Below are 22,454 nucleotides of genomic sequence, written 5' to 3'. Positions count from 1 at the left end.
TGAAATCCGGTTCATGTACGCACCCATGTACTAAGCTGGGCAGGTACCCGAGCGAGCGCGAAGATCAAGGTGGTGGCATTGTACAGCGAGGAGGCGGGGTTGTCGTCAGACACAGCCAGGCGCAAAGGCAAGGCGCAGCGGATGCCTTTCGCGCGAGACGACGAGCACCACGACAGACGCTATCAAGATGGCCCGCGCTCTTGATGAATTCAACGCGGAGGAGCAAGAGGATGCACGACGCCCTGCAGGCCCTTTCCGACGGCGCGCGCTCCAAGCTCAAACAAGCGTTGCAGCCCGGTTTCGTCGAGCCGATGAAGGCGACGCTGGTACACGAGCCGTTTTCCGACCCCAACTGGATCTACGAGCGCAAGCTCGATGGAGAGCGCTGTCTGCTGCATAAGCAAGGGCGCGCGGCGACGCTCTACTCCCGGAACGAGAAGAAAAAAAACCGCAGCTACCCCGAGATCGCGGAGGCGTTGGCCAGGTGTGACGGGGACTGGATCCTCGATGCTGAGATCGTCACCTTCGACGGGAAGATGACCAGTTTCAAGCGACTGCAGAAGCGCATCCACCAGAGGAATCCCAGCGAGGCCCTTCTCAGGGAGTTCCCAGTCTACGCCTACGCCTTCGACATCCTCTATCTCGACGGCTACGACCTGACCGACCTTCCCCTGCGGGAGCGCAAGAGGGTCCTGCGAAGGGCCCTCGAGGCCGAAGACCCCTTGCGTATTCTGCCGCACCGGAACGAGGAGGGAGAGGCCTACTTGGAGGAAGCGGCGAAGAAGGGTTGGGAAGGCCTGATCGCCAAGGATGCGCGATCAGGCTACGTGCATAAGCGCTCCAGGAAATGGCTGAAGTTCAAGTGCGAGAACCAGCAGGAAATGGTGATCGCTGGCTACACCGAGCCACAAGGCGAGCGTGTCGGCTTCGGCGCTCTGCTGCTCGGTTACTACGAGGATGGCGAGCTTCGCTATGCGGGCCGCGAAGGTACCGGCTTCGACCAGGCATTTCTGGCCTCCTTTCACCGGAAAATGCAGCGCCATGAGCGCAAGACGTCGCCCTATGCCAACTTTGCAGAGAAGGACGAGGCCATCCACTGGATCACGCCAACCTTCGTCGGCGAGGTGGGGTTTACGGAATGGACCCAGGATGGCTGTCTGCGACATCCGCGCTTCCTCGGCCTGCGTGACGACAAGGACCCCAAAGAGGTCAAGAAGGAGAGCGCCTAATGAAACCCAACGAGATCGAGATATCCCATTCCGACAAGGTGCTGTTCCCCGACGCGGGCATCACCAAGGGTGACCTTGCCGGTTACTACCAACGAATTGCAACGCGGTTGTTGCCGTTTGCGGCGGGGCGCCCACTCACTCTGCGCACCTTTCCGGAAGGCATCGACGAGGAGGGATTTTTCAACAAGCATGCGCCCGAGCATTTTCCCGACTTCATCACGCGTATCGAGGTGCCCACCCGCGAATCCGGCAAAAAGGCCGCCCTCATGTCCAGCGCCGACGAGGCGGCCGACCTGGTGTACTTCGCCGGGCAAAACGTGATCGAGATCCATGCGACGCTCTCGACGAAGGCGGACCTCGAGAGGCCGGACCAGCTCATTGTCGACTTCGATCCTTCCGACGACGATTTCGAGAAAGTGCGCAAGGTTGCGCTGGGGTTCTGCGAGTTGCTGGATTCGATGGGACTCAACGCCTTCTGGAAGACGACCGGCTCGAAGGGGTTGCATGCGCATCTGCCGATTCGCCCCGAGCGGGACTTCGCCACGGTCAAGGAGTGGGCGAAGGCGCTCGCCCGCAAGTTGCACGACAAGATGCCCCAGGAAACCACACTGGAGCTTCGCAAGGACAAGCGGGATAACAAGGTCTTCATCGACGTGCTGCGCAATGAGTACGGGCAGACAGCGGTCCTGCCCTATTCGGTGCGCGCCAGGAAAGGCGCCCCGGTCGCGACACCGATCCGTACGGACGAGCTGGAAGACGTCGACCTCCTGCCGGACCGCTATACCATGAAGAATGTCTTTCAGCGCCTTGGCCAGATCGAGGATCCCTGGAGGCACTTCAAGCGCCATCGCATCGCGGTGCAGCGGCTGGCAGAGGCTGTCAGCTGAGGACCATCGCGCGTCCTCCCTATCCAGGCACGCCCGCCCGCAACGTCATCCCGTCGAGAACCTAGAAGGTATGATCGATTCCCAACCAGAGGCGGCGGCTGCCAGATACAGCGACCCGACGGCACCCGCCGTCGGGTCGTGGGATCACTGCCGGTTGCCCGGAGAGGCGAGATCAGCCGCCAGTGAGCCGCAGGGCGACGAACAGCGAGCGGCCATCGCGGTAGAGGCGCACCGGGATCGCCCGATCTTCGGGCAGCTCGGCCACCAGCTCGGCAAGCTGGTCGGGCCCCTCCACCATGTTCTGGTCGATACTGACCAGAATGTCGCCGGCACGAATGCCTGCCTGAACGGCGGCGCCACGCGGGTCCACCTCACGAACCCGAACACCACCCTCGATGCCGAGCTCACGGCGTTCGGCATCCTGCAGGGGCTCAACCGCAACGCCCAACCGCGCCGAGGCCGGCTCTTCGCTCTGGCGACTCGCCGCACTGGCCGGGCCCTCGGGCCAGTCGCCGAGCGTGACGGTCTCCTCGCGACGCTCGCCATCGCGCAACAGTGTCAGTTCCACCTCACTGCCCGGGCTGACTCGCCCGATCAGTCGCGGCAGGGTGCTGGAGCTCTCCACCGCCTCGCCGTTCACCGAGAGGATGACATCACCGGCCCGGAGGCCACCACGGGCTGCCGGCCCCTCGGGGTCGAGATCGGCTATCAGCGCCCCTTCGGTATTGTCCATGCCGAAGGACTCGGCCAGGTCACGGGAGACCGGCTGGATCATCACCCCCAGCCAGCCGCGGCTGACGCGACCGTCGTCGCGCAGTTGATCGGCCACGTTCAGGGCGACGTTGATGGGAATCGCGAAGGAGAGCCCCATGAAGCCGCCGCTGCGGGTAAAGATCTGCGAATTAATGCCGACCACCTCGCCATCCAGGTTGAAGAGCGGACCGCCGGAGTTGCCCGGATTGATCGCCACGTCAGTCTGAATGAAGGGAACGTAGGCATCGCGGGGCAGCGTACGATCGATGGCGCTGACGATGCCGGCCGTCACCGAGTGGTCAAACCCGAAGGGGGAGCCGATCGCGGCAACCCACTCCCCGACCTGGAGATCGTCGGAGTCCCCCAGGTTGAGGGTCGGCAACCCCTCGGCGTCAACCTTCAATACGGCGACATCCGTCTTGGTATCGGCCCCGACCAGCTCGGCCTGGAGTTCGCGACGATCGTTGAGCCGCACCAGGATCTCGTCGGCGCCCTCCACCACATGGGCATTGGTCATGATATAGCCGGCCTCATCGATGATGAAGCCCGACCCGAGCGACTGGCGCTCCTCACTGCGCCCCGGCTCCCCGCCGGGTGGCGCCGGCATACGGTCGCCGAAGAAGTGCCGGAAGATCTCGGGAACCTCCTGGTCGCCGAAGTTATGGAAGGGTGATGCCTGGCGCTCCACCATTCGGGAGGTGGAGATGTTCACTACCCCGGGCGCGGCCTGGTCGACCAGTTCGGTAAAGTCCGGCAGGTCGCGGGCCATGGCCGTTTGCCACGCCAGCAGGGCCGTGGCCAGCAGCATCCAGAGGGAAAGGTGTCGAGTCGTGCGCTTCATGAAAGGCTCCTGCGTCGACAAGGGATGAGAAGAAAGGACGAGTCCTTGAATACCGTCTGCGTGTCAAAAAGTTCAGGGCATGCTGCCCTCGGCACCGTCCCGCCACTCCACCGAATCGGCCACGCGCAGCAGGACACCCGGCGGCAGCTCCCCCATCACGACCACCTGGCGGGTCCGGCCGCCGAGCTCGCGATGTCGGACGGCCGCATGGGAGATGCCGAGGCGGTGCATGCCTGGAATCAGCTGGTCAGATCCTTCGACAGGTTCGACGAACAGGCTGAGGGTGGCGAGGCCATCGCTGTAGACTCGATGGCCGATGTCATCGGCGTGGCGAGAACTGCGGGTCTCCACCGGCTGCGGGATAAAGCCCTCCGGCAGCCAGACGGCGTGCCAGGGGTCTTCCGGAGGGTCACGGCGTCGATCGAGGCCGATCTCTCCCTGGTGCAGCTGGGGCTGGTGTAGCTCGGTGATCTGGAAGGTCTCCACCACGCGCCCCTGCTCGTCGAGCAGGATGTGCTTGAGCGGAAGCGCGGTGGCAGTGTCCAGCCAGAAACGGTGGCCATAGCGCAGATCGTCCAGGGGTTCGATGTCGAGGCGAATCGCAGTGCGGTTGGCAAGACGCTCCTCACCGCTCAATCGGAGGCGATAGAGGCCGTCCAGGTGGTCGGTGATACCCGCTGGCGAGGCCGGCACTGGGGCCTCGCCCTCGGCCCAGCTCAAGCGGCCGATACGCCCGCGCCGTTCGAAGACCACCGGGGGACCATCCAGAAACCGTGCCACCTCACGCTCGGCACCTTCCACCACATCATGGGAGAGGGCCAGGGAACGCACACCGTCGGCACCGATGCGTACCGCCCGAGCCCGGAACTCGTAACAATGGCTGGCCCAGAGGCTCTGCTCCAGCCAGTCCGGGGCCGTTTCGGGAGCGTCATGTTCCGCCAGGTCCCGACAGTCGAAACGCTCGGAATTACCTCGTTCAGCGTCGGGTTGAGCCACGACGCCGAACGAGACGGTCAGCAGGGCCGTAACCAGCAGCCTGGTGAGCCCGCGGGTCGGAAGACCCTGGCGCATCAGCGCTGCCCCAGGGACTCGCTACCGGAGGCGCGCAGCAGCGGCATCCAGGTGTCACCACTGCGATACGCCGCACCCTCGGCATGGCGGTCCAGATACGACTGGAGCAGCTGCGCCTGCTGCTGATCATCCCGTACCGACTGCCGCGGGGAAAGGAACAGCGGTGAATCGAATCCCGCCCCCACCGTCATCGCGCCCCGGGACTCAAGGGAGGGTGTCTGGAAAAGCGGCAGACTCGGCAGTGAAGAACCGCTACCGGTCCCCGAAGCGGTCATCTCGGAGCCTCCCAGGGCGGCGGGGCTCGCCTGTATACCGCCCGCCGACTGAGACTGAGAGGCCACCTCGGCGGGTGCCTGGTTCGAATCGAGGCTACCGTTATAGAACTGCACGCCGCTGATGACCATCAGGGATACCGCAGCGGCAATGCCGGCGCCCCGCGCCAGTGAGATCGGACGCCCGGTCGATTCAGCGGCATCCATCTCGGGCAGCGGCTCGTCTTGCAGACGCGCCATGACGCCGGCGGAGAGGTCGGTGGCGACATCGACATTGGGTTCGCGTCGCATCAGGCTGCGCATCAGATGGTAGCGACGCCAGGTCTCGGCCGAATCGGGAGAGTCGTCAAGTGACTTAAGCACTCGACGCAGCTCCAGCTCATCCCCTTCGTTGTCCATCAGGGCAGAAAGCGATTCCCGTGCGTTCTGACTCATTCTTCACACCCTCACACTCGACAAGGCGACCCGATCCGGGTCCATTGACAGCCTGTTGATTCCGACATCGGCGCGTGTCGCCCTGGCCATGTCGGCATGTTGGTGCCCGCGTATCGCGGGCCGGTCACCGCTTATGACGTCACAGATGCCGGACAGTTCAGCAAATCGTCAAAAAGCTTGCAGATTTTCGCGAATGGCGCCTCATTCAACCACCGACTCCTGGTTGCGTGAAGTGGTGACGAGGGGACGAATGTGCTGGTCCACCGCCTCCCGGGCCCGAAAGATCCGCGACCGGACGGTACCCACCGGACACTGCATGATAGCGGCGATGTCCTCGTAGGAGAGGCCGTCGAGCTCACGCAGCGTGATCGCGGTTCTCAAGTCGTCGGGCAGGTCCTCGATCGCCTCGAAGATGGCCGCCTGGAGCTGGTCGCGGGCCATGGCGGCCTCGGGTGTCTCGGTATCGGCCAGGCGTCCGCTGTGGTCCAGGATCTCGGCATCGACGATGTCCAGATCACTGCCCGGGGGACGACGCCCCTTCGACACCAGGTAATTCTTCGCGGTATTGATGGCGATGCGGTACATCCAGGTATAAAAGGCGCTCTCGGCGCGGAACTTGCCCAGTGCTCGGTAGGCCTTGATGAACGCCTCCTGCGCCACGTCCTGCACCTCGGCGTGGTCGTGCACATAGCGGCCGATCAGGCCGATGATCTTGTGCTGGTACTTCTTCACCAGCAAGTCGAAGGCACGCGTGTCCCCTTGCTGGGCTCGCTCGACAAGCTGCTGGTCGGTTTCCCGAGTGTCCATTCAGGCCCTCCTCGGACAGAGAGGCGCGGGCCGCGACCAGACGGCGGGTCGCGAAAGGTCTGGCGTTGCTAGCATAGTGTCAACCTGGGGCCTTTGAGCCGCTGAATGGTCAGGGTCGTGATCACGAGAAAGGTACAAGTGTTCCTGTTTATCGAGCATCCATCAAGCCGCTTGCCTTGCCTTCGTGCCGGCGATGAGACCGGCCGCGGTCCGGCAGGTTCCCGCGGCGATTGAATTTGGCGCTCCCGCGCGCGATAGTAGACGTCACTGGACAACGCCACCAGCGCAGCCACCACACAGGACAGGAAGCACAATGTCAGAACAGCAGGTCAACAACCTCAACGTTCTCTCCCAGGACGTCCTGATCACGCCCGAGGCCCTGAAACAGGAGATTCCCCTCACCGAAGCCGCGGAGCACACGGTGATCGAGGGGCGTGAGACGATTCAGGCCATCCTCGACGGCCGCGATCCCCGCCTGTTGATGGTAGTAGGACCCTGCTCCATCCACGACGTGGATGCCGCCCTGGACTACGCCCGCCGCCTGCGCCGATTGGCCGACGAGGTCAAGGACAGCCTCTATATCGTGATGCGTGTCTACTTCGAGAAGCCCCGCACCACGGTGGGCTGGAAGGGGCTGATCAACGACCCTCACCTCAACGGCTCCTTCGAGATCGAGGAAGGCCTGCACATCGCTCGCCAGCTGCTCGTCGAGCTTTCCGAGCTGGGCCTGCCACTGGCCACCGAAGCGCTGGACCCGATCTCGCCGCAGTACCTGCAGGACTGCATCAGCTGGTCGGCCATCGGCGCGCGAACCACCGAATCCCAGACCCACCGCGAGATGTCCTCGGGGCTCTCCTGCCCGGTGGGCTTCAAGAACGGCACCGATGGCAGCCTGGATGTCGCAGTCAATGCCCTGCAGTCGGTCTCGCACCCCCACAACTTCCTGGGCATCGACCAGGGCGGCCAGGTGGCGATCATCCGCACGCGCGGTAACGATTACGGCCATGTGGTGCTGCGCGGCGGCAACGGCAAGCCCAACTATGACAGCGTCAGCGTGGCATTGGCCGAGCAGGAGCTGAAGAAGGCCGGGATCAAGCCCAACATCATGATCGATTGCTCCCATGCCAACTCCAACAAGGATGCGGCCCTGCAACCGCTGGTGCTGGAGAACGTCACCAACCAGATACTGGAAGGCAACCGTTCGATCATCGGCCTGATGGTCGAATCCAATATCGGCTGGGGCAACCAGAAGATGACCGATGATCCGGGCGAACTCGCCTATGGTGTGTCCATCACCGACGCCTGCATCGACTGGGATACCACCGTCGAATCCTTCAAGCGCATGAACGAGAAGCTCGCGCCGGTGCTGGCTGAGCGACGTCAAGCCGCCTGACCGCTCTCTGCAACCGCAATGCCACGGGCCCGCCATACGGCGGGCCCGTTTGTGGCGGAAGACACCGCCAGCCGGCTCGGCGCCTTGCCCTTCCGCCTTCATGCCTCGCCTCTGCGCCTCAGAGGTCGCGCACCCCGTCGATCTCGCGCACGAAAGGCGGCAAGGCGTCGAGCAGGGCCCGGCCATAGCGTCGGGTCAGCACCCGGCGATCCAGCAGGGTGATGCGACCGTGATCGGCTTCCTTGCGGATCAGCCGGCCACAGGCCTGCACCAGCTTGATCGAGGCATCGGGCACACTGATGCGCATGAAAGGATTCCCCCCCTGGCTCTCGATCCATTCGGCCAGCGTCGCCCCCACCGGATCGTCCGGCACCGAAAAGGGCAGCCGGGTGATCACCACATGGGTGAGGTAGTCGCCGGGCAGGTCGATCCCTTCGGCGAAACTGGCCAGACCGAAGATGATGCTGCCCTCCCCCGCGTCCACTCGCGCCCGATGGCGGCTGATCAACTCGCGCTTGGGCAGACGATCCTGGGCCAGCACTCGCTCACGCCGGGCCCTGGAAAGCGACTTCTCGACGCCGCGCAGCTGGGCCCGCGACGAGAACAGCATCAGCACCGCCTCCTGGTCACCGAGCGCTTCCACGAAGTCGACGATGGCCCGCTCATGCCCCTCACGGTCGGCGGGATCAACCGCCTCCCGGGGCACGCTGAGCACCGCCTGAGAATAATCGAAGGGGCTCGGGAGGCGCTGATAGCGATAGCGGTTGGCCAGCCCCGCCCGCTCCTGCAGCCGCTCGAAACGTCCCAGAGCCGTCAGCGTCGCTGAGGTTACCACCGCGCCGAAGGTAGTGCCCCAGAGGCTCTTCGCCAGGGTGTGGGCCGCCGAGACAGGGCTCGCCGAGAAGGTCAACTCGGGCTCGCCATGGAAGCGTTCCAGGGTCAGCCAGCGCGCACGGGGCGGCTCGCCTTCGGGGTCCGTCTCGGCGAAAGCCAGCCACAGCGCATGAGCCTCAAGGGCACGCCCGTGAAGCAGCGCCACCAGCGGTAGCCAGGCGTCGGCCTGCTCCCGCGGCAGGCCGGTGTGCTTGTCCGGGTCGAGGCTCTCGCGCAGGATGTCGGCCATGCTCTCCAGGGTGCGGGAGAGTTCCGCGAAGACCACTAGCAGCCCGCCGGCCTGCTCGCGCAGTGCCTCGGGGGCCCGCCCCATCTCGAGGCGGTGATGCCGGCTCTCCTCGCCGTCGGCCAGCCCCTGGGGGCGGCCCGCCAGCTGGTGTCCGAGGGCAAAAGCCTCACCGAGTCGGGGCTCCAGGGCGTTGATCGCCTCCGGAAGCCCTGCCAGCAGCCGCGCCAGGGTCGGCTGGACGGCGAGCGCCTGGTTGAGCTCGTTGAGCGAACTCTTCAGGGTCTTCAGCCAGCGCAGCGCACCGCCCACGGCAAAGCGATACGTGAAGTGCTGAAGGGCCTTGTCGGGCAGGTGATGCCCCTCGTCGAAGACGTGGATACAGTCGCCAGGCGCCGGCAGCACCACACCACCCCCGAGGGCCAGGTCGGCCAGTACCAGGTCATGGTTGGCAACGATGACATCGGCGCTGTCGAGATGGCGGCGAGCACGAAAGAAGGCACAGGCCCCGAAGTGGCCGCAGCGGCGGTTGGTGCACTGGCGGTGGTCCACGGTGAGGCGGCGCCAGTGGCTATCCTCGATGGCCTCGGGCCAGCTGTCGCGGTCGCCCTCCCAGCGGCCGTTGCCGTAAGCCTCACCCAGTTCCTTGACCAGGGCCTGGAAGTCATCGCCGCCGCTGGCCAGGGACTGCTCGAACAGCGACAGGGTGGCGTTCTCCTCCCCGCCGTCCAGCGCCTGGTCGAGACGCGCCACGCAGACATAGCGCCCACGCCCCTTGGCCAGGGCATAGTCGAACTCTAGCCCGCTATGGGCCTTGAGCGAGGGTAGATCCTGATGCAGCACTTGCTCTTGCAGGGCTACGGTGGCAGTGGCGATGACCAGCCGCTTGCCGCGGGCCTTGGCCACCGGCAGCGCGGCCAGTAGATAGGCCAGGGTCTTGCCGGTGCCCGTGCCAGCTTCGAGTACACAGACGTGCTCGTCACTGGTGCGCCGACCCTCGTCATCCGTCTCGATGCCCGCCAGGGTGCGGGCGATCTCGGCGATCATCAGTCGCTGGCCATAGCGCGGCGTGAGTTCTAGGCTCTCGAGCACCCGACGATAGGCGTCCTGGATCTCGGCCTTCAGCGCCTCGTCAAGCATGGGCCGTCAGAGCAGGCCTTCCGGCGGATGCTCGCAGGGCAGCTTGTCGTTGATGTAATTCTCGATCTCGGGCAGCGAGAAGGCGTCTTCCTCGCCCACGAAACTGATCGACACGCCCTTGGCGCCAGCGCGACCGGTGCGCCCGATGCGGTGCACGTAGTCCTCCGGATCTTCTGGCAGGGTGTAGTTGATCACGTGGCTGACATCCTCGATGTGAATGCCGCGTCCCGCAACGTCGGTGGCCACCAGGACCTGGATCTGGCCCTCGCGGAACTTCTCGAGGGTCTCGATACGCTGGTTCTGGGGCACATCGCCTGAGAGCATGGCGGCATTGATACCGGCCTTGCCGAGCAGATCATCGAGCTTGCGCACGAGGTCGCGGCGGTTGCCGAACACCATCACCCGGTCGAAGCTCTCCTGCTTGAGAAGATTGACCAGCAGGCGCTGCTTGTCCTCATCGCCGACCAGGTAGACACGCTGGTCGATGTCGGCCGCATTATCGACAGTGACCTCGATGTCGACGTGGGCCGGCTCATGGGTCCACTGGCTGGCCAGGTTGAGAATGTCCTGGCTGAAGGTGGCCGAGAACAGGAAGGTTTGCCGCTGCTCCTTGTTCGGCGTATGGCGAATGATGCGCTTGACGTCGGGGATGAAGCCCATGGAGAGCATGCGGTCCGCCTCGTCAAGCACCAGGACTTCCACCTGGGTGAGGTCGACGTCGCGCTTCTCGTGGAAGTCCAGCAGTCGTCCCGGCGTGGCCACCAGGATGTCGAGCCTGCCGCCCAGTGCATCACGCTGTTTCTGGTAATCCATGCCACCCACCACGCTGGCGACCTTGAGATCCGTGAAGCGTGCCAGGGCCTTGGCATCCTTCTCGATCTGCAGCGCCAGCTCGCGGGTCGGAGCCACGATCAGCGCTCGCGGAGCGCCCGGCTTCTGGGCGTTGGGTGCCTCCTCCTCGAGGAAATAGGCCAGGATCGAGATCAGAAAGGCAGCGGTCTTGCCGGTGCCGGTCTGGGCCTTGCCCACCACGTCACCGCCCAGCAGGGTCTGGGCCAGGGCCTCGGCCTGGATGGGCGTGCAGTATTCGAAGCCCAGGGCATGAATGGCCCGCATCAATGGCAGCGGCAAGTCGAAGTCATGGAAGCGCCACTTGCCCGCCACGACGGGAACCTGAAACTGGCGCAGATCCCAGTTCGACTGACGACGCCGCGGCTTGCGCCGACGGCGCTTGGGCTTGCGGTTCTGGGCCGGTGCTGTGGTCTGTTCCGACTCGCTCATAGGCTGTGCTGTCTTGTCCGTATCGGTGGATGGGATACATGGCGCAAATCGGCATTGTACCAGTCTCGGGCGACGAGGGCGCGCCCCTGACGCCTGCCAACGGCCAGTCGCTGTCGGCAGGCCCGCCGCGACTGGTAGAATGGTCCTCATTCATGCAAGGAGTGGCATCATGACACGCCAAAAGAAGACTCGTTCGCTGGCCGACAAGGTGCAGATCCGCACCGGCAAGCGCAAGGATTTCAAGAAGTGGCGTCACGAGAATCCCGATCAGGTGACCTCGACGACCCGCTTCTCCCAGAAGAAACGCCAGCAGCGCAAACTGCAGGCGGCCCGCAAACAGGCCCGCCAGGAGTCGGGGCAGCCGATCGCCATTCATTCCGAGACAGCGGATCACGATACCCCGCAACGGCAGGACGACTGACGATGCGCCTGGTCTCCTTCAACATCAACGGTATCCGCGCGCGCCTTCATCAGCTCAGCACCCTGGTCGAGACCCATCGCCCGGCGGTGATCGGCCTGCAGGAAACCAAGGTCCAGGACAGCGAGTTTCCCGTCGCGGCGGTAGAGGCCCTGGGGTATCGCGTCTTCTACCATGGCCAGAAGGGCCACTACGGCGTGGCGCTCATGATCGACACGGACCAGTGTGGCGATCCGGAAGCGACTTATCACGGCTTTCCCGATGATGGCGAGGAGACCCAACGGCGCATGATAGGCGTGCGCCTTCGCCCGAACGGTGGCGATCCCATCACGATATGGAACGGCTACTTCCCCCAGGGCGAGAACGTCGAGCACCCGGTGAAGTTTCCTCACAAGCGCGCCTTCTATGCCCAGCTCCAGCACCTGCTGGAGACGCAGCATCGCCCCGATGAGCGCCTGGCGGTGATGGGCGACTTCAACATCTCGCCCGAGGACAGCGACATCGGCATCGGCGAGGCCAACCGCAAGCGTTGGCTGCGCGAGGGCAAGACCAGCTTCCAGCCGGTGGAGCGCGAATGGCTCGCCGGCATCAAGGGCTGGGGCCTCACCGACAGCTACCGGGTACGCTACCCGAGTACGGTTGACCGCTTCAGCTGGTTCGATTATCGCTCCCGTGGCTTCGAGCGCGACCCGCGACGCGGCCTGCGCATCGACCACATCCTGGTCACCGCCCCACTGGCCGAGAGGGTAGCGGACGCCGGCATCGACTACGACCTGCGTGGCATGGAAAAGCCGTCCGACCACGCGCCAGTGTGGACCGAACTCGACCTCTGAACCGAAACTGCTCAAGAACGACGACAGGGTGACGATCGGCCCGGCCCGGGCGAGCCCCTATAGTGGGTGGCCTGCTCGCCAACCCAGGGATCATCAACATGAAGGCAACGCCCTACCTCGATCGGCTCGGCGCCTTCCGCCTGTCGCCGCTTCCGGACATCCACTTCGGTCGACAGGGAATGCAACACCTGCCGGCGCTGATCGCTCGATACGGCCGTCGCATCCTGCTGGTCACCGGCCGCCGCTCCTTCGTCGACTCCCCTCACTGGCCGGCCCTGCAGTCGGCGCTGGCCGAGCAGGGGGTGAGCTGGGTGCATGTCAGCGTAGCGGGCGAGCCCTCGCCTCGCCTCGTCGATGAGATCGTGGCCTCGCAGCGCGGGGCGGGGGTCGAGGCCGTGGTGGCCATCGGCGGCGGCAGCGCCCTGGATGCCGGCAAGGCCGTGGCCGGCCTGCTGCGCAGCGGCACGTCGGTCATGGATCATCTCGAGGGGGTTGGCCAGGGCCAACCCTACCCTGGCCCCAGCGTGCCACTGCTGGCTGTCCCCACCACCGCGGGTACGGGCAGCGAAGCCACCCGTAACGCGGTTCTCAGCGAACAGGGACCGAACGGCTTCAAGAAGTCGTTCCGGGATGACCAACTGGTGGCCCGGGTCGCCCTGGTCGACCCGGACTTGCTGGCCGGCTGTCCGTCGGACCAGTTGTCGGCCAACGGCATGGATGCCTTCACCCAGCTGCTGGAATCCTATGTCTCCCTCAACGCCAGCCCGCCCACCGATGCTTTGGCCTGGTCCGGCATGGAGGCCTTCTACCGGAGCTTCTGGAAGGCGCTGGAGGGTGGGCCGCGCGCGCCCGTCGAGGGCTATCCGGGACTCGCCTATGCCTCGCTGATGTCCGGCATCACTCTGGCGCAGGCAGGCCTGGGATCGGTACACGGACTGGCATCGCCGCTGGGCGCCCTCTTCCCGATCCCCCACGGCGTGGTGTGCGGCACCCTGCTGGCCGAGGCCACCGCCGTGAACATCGCGGCGCTGCGCGAAGGCGAGGAAGCCTCGGACGCCCTGGCCAAATATGCCCGCGTCGGCCGCCTTATAGGCGAGGCACCCGACCTGAGCGAGGGCGATGCCTGCGACGCCCTGGTGGTGACGCTAAGGGAATGGAACCGCCGACTGGCGATGCCGCGACTGGGCGAATTCGGCATGACCGGCGACGACCTGGCTCGCGTGGTGGACGGCTCGCGGGGTGGCAGCATGAAGACCAACCCGCTGGTGCTCGGCGACGAGGCGCTGACCGCCCTGCTTGCCAGCCGTCTCTGACAGCGCATCACAGCATCACCTCAGCTGGAACTCCAGACGCTGTCGCGCCCGGCGCAGTCGGCCATCCGCCTCGAAGCGCCATTCGGCCACCGCCGCGGTGGCGGCCTTTTCGAAAACCCGGCGCGGCCGGGCCTCCAGCACCCGAATGCTCGAGGGGTCGACGCGACCATCCGGCTGGATCAGGAACTCCAGTTCCACATGGCCCTCCAGGCCTCGTCGCAGGGCGCGCCGCGGATAGCTCGGTGGCACTCGGCTGACCGGGACGGCCTCGCCCACTTCCACGGGCACGTCACGGGCTTCACTCTTCTGGCCGGTCGGCTCGACGGCGGCATCCTGCGCCGACGCATCGCTGGGCTTGTCCTTTGCCTCGGCAACGGCCTCCCCTTCGGAAGACGCCGAGGGTGCCGACTCGGACTGGGAGACCGGGTCTGGAACCGGCTCCGGGGTCGGCTCAGATGTCGGACTTGGTTCGGGTGCCGGGCTTGGTTCAGGTTCCGGCTCGGGGTCGGGCTCCGGTCGAGTGTCGCGCTCGGCTTCCCGATCCGGCTCGGGCCGTGGCTCTTGCTCGGGCAAGGGAATGGCCTCGAGAGGTTCGGGCAAGGTATCTCTTGCAGCGACCGTGGCGGGCGGCGTGTCCTCCTTGGCAGTCGGGGCATCCGTCGCGGCCGGTTCAGCGACCTCCTCCATCGAGGCCAGCTTCAGCGGCACAGAGACGTCCGGCCGCTCGATCGTCTGTTGCGGCGGCGCGACCAGCAACGCCAGCAGCCAGAAGAGTCCCAGCGCCATGGTGCCACCGCCCAGCACCGCGAGCAGGGAACGCATCATGGACCGCTCCGGGTAGCGGCTACCGCCATGTCTTCAATGCCAGCCTCGCGGATTCGATCCATCACCTCGATCAAGAGCCCCGTGGTGGCGGTGCGGTCGGCCTGGATCACCACGCCACCGTCGCCGCTGACCAGAGCGGCGACTTCCTCGCCGACGCGGTGGACATCCACGGGCCGGCCATCCACCCAGACGGTCCCCTCCGGGGCAATGGCCACCATCAGCTGAGCATCGGGCTGGGGGCTGGCAGCGCTGGATTCGGGCCGCTCGATCTCCACCCCGCTCTCCTTGATGAAGCTGGTGGTGACGATGAAGAAGATCAGCATGATGAAGACCACGTCCAGCATCGGGGTCAGATTGACCTCGCCGGCGTCGCCTCCTTCGGTGCCCAGGCTGCGGCGTCTACGCATGAGATTTCTCCACGGCGCGGGCCAGGCGGTCGTGCAGCCGCTGGTCCTCGCGCCGAATGATCTGTTCCAGCCGGCTGGTGAACAGCAGGCCCACCACCGCTACCGCCATCCCGGCCAGGGTCGGCAGCGTGGCGCGCGCCACGCCGTCGGCCATGGCCCGTGCCTGGCCCGTATCGCTCAGCGCCAGGCTGTCGAACACGGCGATCATGCCGGTGACGGTGCCCAGCAGGCCCAGCAGCGGACAGAGACCCACCAGCAGCTTCAGCCAGGGCAGCGGGCGCCGCAGTCTAGCAATGAGCTCACGGGTCCAGGCCTCGCGCAGGGTCAAGGCGCTCCAGCTGAGGTGGTCGGAGCGCGCCGTCCAGCACGCGATCAGGGCGCGGCGGGCATGGCGGTACGTGATGCGGAAGAACAGCACCCGCTCCAGGGCCAAGCTGAAGAGCAACGCCGCCACCCCGGCGATGCCCACCAGGATGATCCCACCGGCATCGACCAGGCGCGCCAGGGGCTCAAGCCAGAGCGGTAGCACGGCGCTCGCTCCCGGAGGCTGTCGGGCTGGACTGGCGATGCTCCAGTTGCCTGGCCAGGGCCGCACTAGCCTGGCCCTCCATCACTCCGGCCAGGTGGCGGCTGCGCCCCGCCAGGGCGGTATGCACGAACAGCAGCGGCACCGCGGTGATCAGGCCCAGCACGGTGGTGACCAAGGCCTGGCTGATGCCGCCGGCCATCAGCTGGGGGTCACCGGTGCCGAACACGGTAATCGCCTGAAACGTGACGATCATGCCGGTAACGGTGCCCAGAAGTCCCAGCAGCGGGGCCACGGCGGCAAGCAGTTTGACCAGCGGCTGGCCGCGTTCCAGTCGCGGTAGCTCGGCGAGCACCGCCTCGTCGAGGCGTGCCTCCAGGGCCTCGGGCACCGGGTCGTCGGCGAGACCCCGAAAGCGCAGCAGCACTCGGCCCAGGGGGTTGTCGTCATGCAGCCGACTGAGGTCGCGCAACTGGCGACGGGTCGCCACGCTCACCTTGAGCAGATAGGCATACTGCAGCAGCGCCACCAGCAGACCGATGGCCCCCAGCCCCACCACCACGTAGCCCACGATGCCGCCCTGGTGGAAACGCTCCATGAGGCTCGGCCGTTGGGCCAGGGCCTCGATGACCTGGCCGCGAGTGGGGTCCAGGGCCAGACGATTGCCCTCCCCGGCCTGGAAGTCGGCGAGCAGTCCGCTCACGTCACTCGGCGTATGCGCCACCGTGGCAAGCATGCCCTCCTCGGCACCGCGCTCCAGCAACTGGCCCTCGCTGAAGGCGGCGAGGTCGCCCAGGCGCACCACCTCGCGGGAGGCGACCTCGCCGTCACTGCCCGCCACGGGCGCGTCGAAGGCGACCACCCGGCCGGTCTCGGCGGTCAGCGCCATCAGCGCATCGCCCAGAACCTCCAGATGCTCGGGCCTGAGCACCTCGGCCGCGTCCAGGCGAGGCGGCAAATCGGCGCCCCCCACCGAGAGCCAGCTCTCGGCCAGCTCGTCGCGCAGTTCACCGCTGTGACGCGCCAGGGTGTCCAGCACCGCCGCCAGGTCCGCGTCCTGCTCGACCTGGCGTTCGTCGAGTTTCTCACGACGCGCCTGCTGGGCCTGCTGCTGTTCCGAAAGAGCCGCGAAGCGTTGCTCGGCCTCATCGTGGGCCTCACGAGCCTCCTCGAGGGCCCCCTGCAGGGCATCGCGATCCTCGACCAGTTCGGCCAGCCGAGCCGACTCTCGGGCTTCGGTCGCCTCGCGTTCCCCCCGCAGGGTGCTCAGGGGGTCGTCCTGGGACTGAGCAGGCAGACCGGCAACCATCAGGCCACCCAGAAACAGGCCGATCAGGACGCGACGCCCGACACCCATTCGCTGCGGATTCATAAGCTCGCCTCCGTGTCGTCGCTGTCTGCCCGCTCGAGGGGCCGGGATATCGGCAGCGTCAGCAGTTCCGGGGCTCGTTGATCCCGGACGATACGCAGGCCGTGACGCACTTCCGCGCGTCCGGCTTCGTCCAGTGCTTCCCAGCGATCGGCCTCGGCGCGCCACACGCTCCCCTCGCGACCATCGGGGGTCAGGTAATAGAGACCCACCCTGCCCAGGCGCAGGAAGTCCACCTGACGGCGAGTGTCACCGTCACCCAGCGTACCGCGCCAGGCGTCCAGCTCGCGCCCGTAGTCAAGCTCCCTTCGCCAGGCGGCGAGAAGGCGATCCAGGCGTTCCGCGGCCGTCGCATCGGGGTCAACCGAACCGGCCTCGAAGCCCGCGGCACGGGCCAGGCGCTCCTCCTTGAGGAATGGCAGATCACGCGTCACCCAGGCCTGCAGGCGAGTAATCAGCGCCCGCTCGATCTCCGGCAACCTCTCGCGGGTCTCGGGCAGGGTATCCAGCGCCGCCTCACGGCGATCCAGGCGCTCACCCCGTCGTTCCAGGCGTGGCGCCAGGGCATCACTGCGCGCGTCCAGACGCCGGGTCTCGGCCTCTATTCGGCGCAGTTCGGCAAGCATCTCGCGGGTCTCGTCGTCGGCCGCATCGAGGCGTAGCTGCCATTCGGTCCGAACGCTCTGGGCCAGGCTGGCCTCCTCGACCACGGGTTCCTGTGCCTGGAGCATGCCGGAGGCCATCAGGCCGAGGGCGATGCTGACTGGCAGTTGAAAGCAAAAGATCCTCACACATGACGCTCCATCTTGGTCCCGGGCAGGGCGCCACCATGCCACTAATACGAACGATTATCAATACTTTCGGGTTGGCCCGCGAGGCCACCACACAGAAAAGCCGCACCCGATGGGTGCGGCTTTTCTGGCGGAACAGGGACCGGGTCTTAAGCCGTGGCGTTGCGATAACGACGCTCGACGTCCTCCCAGTTGATCACGTTGAAGAAGGCCTTCAAGTAGTCCGGACGCTTGTTCTGGTACTTGAGATAATAGGCGTGCTCCCAGACGTCGACACCCAAGATCGGGGTGTGACCGTGGCTGATGGGGCTGTCCTGATTGAGGGTGTTCTCTACGACCAGCTTGCCATCAGGCTTGACGCTGAGCCATGCCCAGCCACTACCGAAACGACCCAGGCCAGCCTTGGTCAGGGCGTCCTGGAAAGCCTCATAACCGCCTAGCTCGCTGTCGATAGCGGAGGCCACCTTGCCCTCGGGAGTGCCGCCTCCGTTGGGAGACATCATCTGCCAGAACATGCTGTGGTTGGAATGCCCACCACCGTTGTTGATCACCGCCTGACGCTTTTCTTCGGGCACACGATCAAGATTCGCGAGCAGCTCATCGACCGGCACATCCTCTAGGCCCGTACCTTCCAGGGCACCGTTGAGGTTATTGACGTAGGTCTGATGATGCTTGGAATGGTGAATTTCCATGGTCAACGCATCGATGTGCGGTTCCAGGGCATCGTAAGCATAGGGAAGATCAGGAAGAGTATGCGCCATGATCAAATCTCCTTGTTGATGTCGTGTAGGCCCCGTGGGCTTAGTTCATCCCTAAGGATGGCAGGTAAAGGCACTTGTCGCTAATGATTCCAGTTATCTCTTGTATAGAAAATGTTAATTGACACCCTGAAAGACGAAGGCCTACCCCTATGGAGCCGGCCACGAACTCTCAGGTGGAAGACTGCCGTTTCCCTACAGTTTGCTTTCCAGTTCCGGCAGCACATCGAACAGGTCGCCGACTAATCCATAATCCGCCACCTGGAAGATCGGTGCCTCCTCGTCCTTGTTGATGGCGACGATCACCTTGGAGTCCTTCATGCCCGCCAGATGCTGGATGGCCCCGGAAATGCCCACGGCAATGTAGAGGTCCGGGGCGACGATCTTGCCGGTCTGGCCCACCTGCATGTCGTTGGGCACGAAGCCGGCGTCCACCGCGGCACGCGAGGCGCCGATGGCCGCGCCGAGCTTGTCGGCGATGCCGTCGAGCAACTTGAAGTTCTCGCCGTTGCCCATGCCGCGCCCACCGGAGACCACCACCTTGGCCGCGGCCAGCTCGGGACGGTCGGACTTGGCCAGCTCCTCCTTGAGGAAGGTGGACTGGGCGTTGTCGGCGACGAAGTCGACCGCCTCGATGGCGGCGCTACCGCCCTCACCGACCGCGTCGAAGCCGGTGGTGCGCACGGTGATCACCTTGAGCGCGTCCTCGCTCTGGACGGTGGCGATGGCGTTGCCGGCGTAGATGGGGCGCGCGAAAGTGTCGGCGGACTCCACGGCGATGATCTCGGAGAGCTGCGCCACGTCCTTGAGGGCGGCGACCCGGGGCATGACGTTCTTGCCGTTGGTGGAGGCCGCGGCCAGCAGGTGGGTGTAGTCGCCGGCCAGTTCACTGATCAGCGCGGCGGTGGGCTCGGCGAGCAGGTGGGCGTAGGCGGCGTTGTCGGCCACCCGCACCTTGTTGACACCATCGAGCTTGGCGGCGGCCTCGGCGATGTCGCCGACGCCTTCGCCGGCGACCAGCACGTCGATAGCGCCACCACTCTCGTTGGCGATCTGTTGCGCTGCCGCCAACACGTGGGCGGTGGCGCCGGCCAGGGTGCCGTCGTGATGTTCGGCAAGGACCAGGATGCTCATGAGATCAGCTCCTTTCAAGGCACTAGTGTTAAAGAACTTTGGCTTCGTTCTTGAGTTTGTCGACCAGCTCGTCCACCGAGCTCACCTTAACGCCGCCCTTGCGATCAGCCGGCGGCTCGACCTTGAGCAGCTTGACCCTGGAGGCGACCTCGACGCCGAGATCCTCGGGGCTCTTGACGTCCATCGGCTTCTTCTTGGCCTTCATGATGTCGGGCAGCTTGGCGTAGCGCGGCTCGTTAAGGCGCAGGTCGGTGGTGACGATGGCGGGGAGCGTGAGCTCGAGGGTCTGCAGGCCGCCGTCGATCTCGCGGGTCACCTTGAGCTTGTCATTCTCGATGGCGACATCCGAGGCGAAGGTGCCCTGGGGCAGGCCGGTCAGCGCGGCGAGCATCTGGCCGGTCTGGTTGTTGTCGGTATCGATGGCCTGCTTGCCCAGGATCACCAGGCCGGGCTGCTCTTCCTCGACCAGCTTGGCCAGCGCCTTGGCGGCACCCAGTGACTCGACGCGCTCGTCGGTCTGCACATGAATGGCACGGTCGGCGCCCAGCGCCAGGGCGGTGCGCAGCTGCTCCTGGGCGGCCTTGGGGCCCACGGTGACGGCGACGATCTCGGTGGCCACGCCCTTTTCCTTCAGGCGCACCGCCTCTTCCACGGCGATCTCGCAGAAGGGGTTCATGGCCATCTTGACGTTGGTGAGGTCGACATCGGAGTTGTCCGGCTTGACCCGGATCTTGACGTTGTAGTCGACGACGCGTTTGACCGCGACGAGTACCTTCATAGTGTCCTCGCTTGGTTCACACTGGGAACCTGATGGTTGGTGAAGCGGCCTTTGCCCCGTGGTGATACCGGAGAAAATCCGCCTACTTCGGAACCGGCTGGCATGCTTTATTACGTTTCATGCAAGCGTTTGATAGGCAGGCACCGTAAAAACACTTCCAATGTGCCACAGCCACAACCTGATCAACAATCCCCGGCAACGCGGGGCCGGGCCGGGCAATGACGCGCCGCATCATCGCAGGGGGTGACCCTTTACGGCTATTATGCCTATCATGGAGTATAGCTAGAAGCAAACGACCGTTTTAAATCCTTCCGACGTTGGTCGCATGCCGTGGCAACGTCTCCCCGGGACAGCAAGGAGAGAGCAGGTGGAAGAACAAGTCGAACGCGATTCCATGGACGTCGATGTGGTCATCGTTGGCGCCGGGCCTGCGGGGCTCTCGGCAGCCTGCCGCCTGATGCAGCAGGCGAACGAGGCCGACCAGGAGCTCACCATGTGCGTGGTGGAGAAAGGCTCCGAGGTGGGTGCGCATATCCTCTCCGGGGCGGTCTTCGAACCCCGGGCCCTGGCCGAGCTGTTTCCCGACTGGGAGGAGCGCGGCGCCCCGCTGACCACGCCCGCGACCCGCGATGAGGTCTACCTTCTCAAGGACGCCGAAAAGGGTCAGAAGCTGCCCAATGCCCTGGTACCGCCGTCCATGCATAACACCGGCGGCGGCAACACGCGCTATGTGATCAGTGCCGGCAACCTCTGCCGCTGGCTGGCCGAGCAGGCCGAGGCGCTGGGCGTGGAGATCTTCCCCGGCTTCGCCGCTCAGGAGACCATCATCGAAGACGGGGTGGTCAAGGGCATCCTGATCGGCGACATGGGCGTGAGCGCCGACGGCCAGCCCAAGGACAGCTACACGCCGGGCATGGAGCTGCGCGCCAAGTACACCCTGTTTGCCGAGGGTTCCCGCGGCCATCTGGGCAAGCGCCTGATCCAGGAGTACCGCCTCGACGCGGGCAAGGACCCGCAGCACTATGGCATCGGCCTCAAGGAGCTTTGGGACATTCCCGCCGACCAGCACGAGCCCGGTCTGGTGCTGCACGGTTCCGGCTGGCCGCTGGACAAGCAGACCCACGGCGGCTGGTTCCTCTACCACGCCGAGGACCAGCAGGTTGTGGTCGGCCTGATCATGGACCTCTCCTACCAGAACCCCTGGCTGTCGCCGTTCGACGAGTTCCAGCGCATGAAGCACCACCCGGTGATCAAGCCGCATCTGGACAATGGCAAGCGCGTCGCCTACGGCGCCCGCGCCATCACCAAGGGGGGCTTGAACTGCCTGCCGAAGATGACCTTCCCGGGTGGCCTGCTGATCGGCTGTGATGCCGGCACCCTGAACTTCGCCAAGATCAAGGGCCTGCACACCGCCATGAAGTCCGGCCTGGTGGCCGCGGAGAGCGTGTTCGAGGCACTGAACGGTGGTGAAGAAGCGGCGGAGGGCGGCAAGGAGCTGACCGGCTTCACCGAGAAGTGGGAGGCCAGCTGGGCCTATGCCGAGCTTGAGGCGAGTGCCAGCTTCGGCCCGGCACTCCACAAGTACGGTACCGTGGGCGGCGGCGCCTACAACTTCGCCAACCAGCTGCTCGGCGGCAAGCTGCCCAATCTCCACGACACCACTCCGGACCATGCGACGCTCAAGCCGGCCAAGGAGTGCGAGAAGATCGACTACCCGAAGCCGGATGGCAAGCTCTCCTTCGACAAGCTCTCCTCAGTGTTCCTGTCGAACACCAACCACGAGGAGGATCAGCCGTGCCACCTGAAGCTGACGGACCCGGACGTACCGATCCGCGACAACCTGCCCGAGTTCGACGAGCCGGCCCAGCGCTACTGTCCGGCCGCGGTCTACGAGGTCGTCGAGGGGGACGACGGCAAGCCGCAGTTCCAGATCAATTTCCAGAACTGTGTGCACTGCAAGACCTGTGATATCAAGGACCCGGCCCAGAACATCACCTGGGTGGCGCCGGAAGGCGGCGGCGGGCCCAATTATCCGAATATGTAAGCTGGAAGCTTCAAGCTCCCGGACGAAGT

Annotated in this window: 21 protein-coding genes; 7 read left to right on the top strand and 14 right to left on the bottom strand. The window is 65.4% G+C overall.

Annotation, left to right across the window (positions count from 1 at the left end):
- The first annotated feature begins 230 nt into the window (after positions 1–230).
- Together ligD (HALO32_RS11855) and ligD (HALO32_RS11850) are read left to right on the top strand one after the other, a co-directional pair.
- Positions 231–1,229 carry a non-homologous end-joining DNA ligase gene (ligD, locus tag HALO32_RS11855; RefSeq protein WP_151444084.1) on the top strand — a complete coding sequence of 333 codons (999 nt, stop codon included), beginning with the start codon at positions 231–233 and terminating at the stop codon, positions 1,227–1,229.
- Complete coding sequence (gene ligD / locus HALO32_RS11850; RefSeq protein WP_151444083.1) at positions 1,229–2,116, top strand: non-homologous end-joining DNA ligase; 888 nt, start codon at positions 1,229–1,231, stop codon at positions 2,114–2,116. Before ligD (HALO32_RS11855) ends, ligD (HALO32_RS11850) begins: the two co-directional genes overlap by 1 nt.
- 172 nt (positions 2,117–2,288) lie before the next feature.
- On the opposite strand, the gene HALO32_RS11845 is transcribed toward ligD (HALO32_RS11850), so the two are convergent.
- The 4 genes from HALO32_RS11845 to rpoE all read right to left on the bottom strand — a co-directional run bounded on the left by HALO32_RS11845 (position 2,289) and on the right by rpoE (position 6,295).
- Positions 2,289–3,710: a DegQ family serine endoprotease gene (locus tag HALO32_RS11845; RefSeq protein ID WP_151444082.1), complete on the bottom strand. Its 1,422-nt coding sequence runs from the start codon at positions 3,708–3,710 to the stop codon at positions 2,289–2,291.
- A gap of 72 nt (positions 3,711–3,782) precedes the next feature.
- Positions 3,783–4,781 carry a MucB/RseB C-terminal domain-containing protein gene (locus HALO32_RS11840; protein WP_151444081.1) on the bottom strand — a complete coding sequence of 333 codons (999 nt, stop codon included), beginning with the start codon at positions 4,779–4,781 and terminating at the stop codon, positions 3,783–3,785.
- On the bottom strand, positions 4,781–5,488 hold the full coding sequence (locus tag HALO32_RS11835; protein WP_151444080.1) for a sigma-E factor negative regulatory protein: 708 nt from the start codon (positions 5,486–5,488) through the stop codon (positions 4,781–4,783). Before HALO32_RS11835 ends, HALO32_RS11840 begins: the two co-directional genes overlap by 1 nt.
- Before the next feature lie 201 nt (positions 5,489–5,689).
- The gene (gene rpoE, locus HALO32_RS11830; RefSeq protein ID WP_151444079.1) at positions 5,690–6,295 is read right to left on the bottom strand and encodes an RNA polymerase sigma factor RpoE; all 606 of its coding nucleotides are present in this window, start codon (positions 6,293–6,295) and stop codon (positions 5,690–5,692) included.
- A 313-nt stretch (positions 6,296–6,608) separates the two neighbouring features.
- Here rpoE and HALO32_RS11825 point away from each other — a divergent pair, with 313 nt between their 5' ends.
- The gene (locus HALO32_RS11825) at positions 6,609–7,688 is read left to right on the top strand and encodes a 3-deoxy-7-phosphoheptulonate synthase (protein WP_151444078.1); all 1,080 of its coding nucleotides are present in this window, start codon (positions 6,609–6,611) and stop codon (positions 7,686–7,688) included.
- A 118-nt stretch (positions 7,689–7,806) separates the two neighbouring features.
- Here the strand turns inward: HALO32_RS11825 and dinG are convergent, their stop codons facing one another.
- Positions 7,807–9,948, bottom strand: a complete 2,142-nt coding sequence (gene dinG, locus HALO32_RS11820; protein WP_151444077.1) for an ATP-dependent DNA helicase DinG — start codon at positions 9,946–9,948, stop codon at positions 7,807–7,809.
- Positions 9,949–9,954: 6 nt separating this feature from the next.
- Positions 9,955–11,229 (bottom strand): ATP-dependent RNA helicase RhlB, encoded by a 1,275-nt coding sequence (gene rhlB / locus HALO32_RS11815; RefSeq protein ID WP_151444076.1) that lies wholly within the window; start codon positions 11,227–11,229, stop codon positions 9,955–9,957.
- 169 nt (positions 11,230–11,398) lie between these two features.
- Between rhlB and HALO32_RS11810 the strand changes: the two genes are divergently transcribed.
- The 3 genes from HALO32_RS11810 to HALO32_RS11800 all read left to right on the top strand — a co-directional run bounded on the left by HALO32_RS11810 (position 11,399) and on the right by HALO32_RS11800 (position 13,793).
- Complete coding sequence (locus HALO32_RS11810; protein WP_151444075.1) at positions 11,399–11,650, top strand: hypothetical protein; 252 nt, start codon at positions 11,399–11,401, stop codon at positions 11,648–11,650.
- A gap of 2 nt (positions 11,651–11,652) precedes the next feature.
- On the top strand, positions 11,653–12,480 hold the full coding sequence (gene xthA / locus HALO32_RS11805) for an exodeoxyribonuclease III (RefSeq protein WP_151444074.1): 828 nt from the start codon (positions 11,653–11,655) through the stop codon (positions 12,478–12,480).
- A 98-nt stretch (positions 12,481–12,578) separates the two neighbouring features.
- Positions 12,579–13,793, top strand: a complete 1,215-nt coding sequence (locus tag HALO32_RS11800) for an iron-containing alcohol dehydrogenase (RefSeq protein ID WP_151444073.1) — start codon at positions 12,579–12,581, stop codon at positions 13,791–13,793.
- Positions 13,794–13,808: 15 nt separating this feature from the next.
- On the opposite strand, the gene HALO32_RS11795 is transcribed toward HALO32_RS11800, so the two are convergent.
- The 8 genes from HALO32_RS11795 to HALO32_RS11760 all read right to left on the bottom strand — a co-directional run bounded on the left by HALO32_RS11795 (position 13,809) and on the right by HALO32_RS11760 (position 20,381).
- The gene (locus HALO32_RS11795; RefSeq protein WP_151444072.1) at positions 13,809–14,618 is read right to left on the bottom strand and encodes an energy transducer TonB; all 810 of its coding nucleotides are present in this window, start codon (positions 14,616–14,618) and stop codon (positions 13,809–13,811) included.
- On the bottom strand, positions 14,615–15,025 hold the full coding sequence (locus HALO32_RS11790; protein ID WP_151444071.1) for an ExbD/TolR family protein: 411 nt from the start codon (positions 15,023–15,025) through the stop codon (positions 14,615–14,617). The genes HALO32_RS11795 and HALO32_RS11790 overlap by 4 nt, the downstream gene beginning before the upstream one ends.
- A complete protein-coding gene (locus HALO32_RS11785) occupies positions 15,018–15,554 on the bottom strand; it encodes a MotA/TolQ/ExbB proton channel family protein (RefSeq protein ID WP_151444070.1) in 537 nt (178 codons plus the stop codon). Before HALO32_RS11785 ends, HALO32_RS11790 begins: the two co-directional genes overlap by 8 nt.
- Complete coding sequence (locus tag HALO32_RS11780) at positions 15,535–16,923, bottom strand: MotA/TolQ/ExbB proton channel family protein (protein WP_225809970.1); 1,389 nt, start codon at positions 16,921–16,923, stop codon at positions 15,535–15,537. The genes HALO32_RS11785 and HALO32_RS11780 overlap by 20 nt, the downstream gene beginning before the upstream one ends.
- Positions 16,920–17,711, bottom strand: a complete 792-nt coding sequence (locus tag HALO32_RS11775) for a DUF3450 domain-containing protein (RefSeq protein ID WP_225809968.1) — start codon at positions 17,709–17,711, stop codon at positions 16,920–16,922. The genes HALO32_RS11780 and HALO32_RS11775 overlap by 4 nt, the downstream gene beginning before the upstream one ends.
- 149 nt (positions 17,712–17,860) lie before the next feature.
- Entirely contained in the window at positions 17,861–18,472 is a 612-nt protein-coding gene (locus HALO32_RS11770) for a superoxide dismutase (RefSeq protein WP_151444069.1), read from the bottom strand.
- Positions 18,473–18,664: 192 nt separating this feature from the next.
- Entirely contained in the window at positions 18,665–19,603 is a 939-nt protein-coding gene (locus tag HALO32_RS11765) for an electron transfer flavoprotein subunit alpha/FixB family protein (protein ID WP_151444068.1), read from the bottom strand.
- Positions 19,604–19,631: 28 nt separating this feature from the next.
- Positions 19,632–20,381 carry an electron transfer flavoprotein subunit beta/FixA family protein gene (locus tag HALO32_RS11760; RefSeq protein WP_151444067.1) on the bottom strand — a complete coding sequence of 250 codons (750 nt, stop codon included), beginning with the start codon at positions 20,379–20,381 and terminating at the stop codon, positions 19,632–19,634.
- Positions 20,382–20,775: 394 nt separating this feature from the next.
- Here HALO32_RS11760 and HALO32_RS11755 point away from each other — a divergent pair, with 394 nt between their 5' ends.
- Entirely contained in the window at positions 20,776–22,425 is a 1,650-nt protein-coding gene (locus HALO32_RS11755) for an electron transfer flavoprotein-ubiquinone oxidoreductase (RefSeq protein WP_225810023.1), read from the top strand.
- Positions 22,426–22,454 lie beyond the last annotated feature (29 nt).

Origin of the sequence: Halomonas lysinitropha (assembly GCF_902500215.1) — a bacterium.
Lineage (GTDB): Bacteria > Pseudomonadota > Gammaproteobacteria > Pseudomonadales > Halomonadaceae > Halomonas > Halomonas lysinitropha.
This window is presented reverse-complemented; position numbering and strand designations above follow the sequence as displayed.

What these genes read in the sequence shown, in the direction of transcription:
- ligD (WP_151444084.1), top strand. Translation starts at nt 231, where the DNA reads ATGCACGACGCCCTGCAGGCCCTTTCCGACGGCGCGCGCTCCAAGCTC.
- ligD (WP_151444083.1), top strand. Translation starts at nt 1,229, where the DNA reads ATGAAACCCAACGAGATCGAGATATCCCATTCCGACAAGGTGCTGTTC.
- HALO32_RS11845 (WP_151444082.1), bottom strand. Translation starts at nt 3,710, where the DNA reads ATGAAGCGCACGACTCGACACCTTTCCCTCTGGATGCTGCTGGCCACG.
- HALO32_RS11840 (WP_151444081.1), bottom strand. Translation starts at nt 4,781, where the DNA reads ATGCGCCAGGGTCTTCCGACCCGCGGGCTCACCAGGCTGCTGGTTACG.
- HALO32_RS11835 (WP_151444080.1), bottom strand. Translation starts at nt 5,488, where the DNA reads ATGAGTCAGAACGCACGGGAATCGCTTTCTGCCCTGATGGACAACGAA.
- rpoE (WP_151444079.1), bottom strand. Translation starts at nt 6,295, where the DNA reads ATGGACACTCGGGAAACCGACCAGCAGCTTGTCGAGCGAGCCCAGCAA.
- HALO32_RS11825 (WP_151444078.1), top strand. Translation starts at nt 6,609, where the DNA reads ATGTCAGAACAGCAGGTCAACAACCTCAACGTTCTCTCCCAGGACGTC.
- dinG (WP_151444077.1), bottom strand. Translation starts at nt 9,948, where the DNA reads ATGCTTGACGAGGCGCTGAAGGCCGAGATCCAGGACGCCTATCGTCGG.
- rhlB (WP_151444076.1), bottom strand. Translation starts at nt 11,229, where the DNA reads ATGAGCGAGTCGGAACAGACCACAGCACCGGCCCAGAACCGCAAGCCC.
- HALO32_RS11810 (WP_151444075.1), top strand. Translation starts at nt 11,399, where the DNA reads ATGACACGCCAAAAGAAGACTCGTTCGCTGGCCGACAAGGTGCAGATC.
- xthA (WP_151444074.1), top strand. Translation starts at nt 11,653, where the DNA reads ATGCGCCTGGTCTCCTTCAACATCAACGGTATCCGCGCGCGCCTTCAT.
- HALO32_RS11800 (WP_151444073.1), top strand. Translation starts at nt 12,579, where the DNA reads ATGAAGGCAACGCCCTACCTCGATCGGCTCGGCGCCTTCCGCCTGTCG.
- HALO32_RS11795 (WP_151444072.1), bottom strand. Translation starts at nt 14,618, where the DNA reads ATGATGCGTTCCCTGCTCGCGGTGCTGGGCGGTGGCACCATGGCGCTG.
- HALO32_RS11790 (WP_151444071.1), bottom strand. Translation starts at nt 15,025, where the DNA reads ATGCGTAGACGCCGCAGCCTGGGCACCGAAGGAGGCGACGCCGGCGAG.
- HALO32_RS11780 (WP_225809970.1), bottom strand. Translation starts at nt 16,923, where the DNA reads ATGAATCCGCAGCGAATGGGTGTCGGGCGTCGCGTCCTGATCGGCCTG.
- HALO32_RS11770 (WP_151444069.1), bottom strand. Translation starts at nt 18,472, where the DNA reads ATGGCGCATACTCTTCCTGATCTTCCCTATGCTTACGATGCCCTGGAA.
- HALO32_RS11765 (WP_151444068.1), bottom strand. Translation starts at nt 19,603, where the DNA reads ATGAGCATCCTGGTCCTTGCCGAACATCACGACGGCACCCTGGCCGGC.
- HALO32_RS11760 (WP_151444067.1), bottom strand. Translation starts at nt 20,381, where the DNA reads ATGAAGGTACTCGTCGCGGTCAAACGCGTCGTCGACTACAACGTCAAG.
- HALO32_RS11755 (WP_225810023.1), top strand. Translation starts at nt 20,776, where the DNA reads ATGGACGTCGATGTGGTCATCGTTGGCGCCGGGCCTGCGGGGCTCTCG.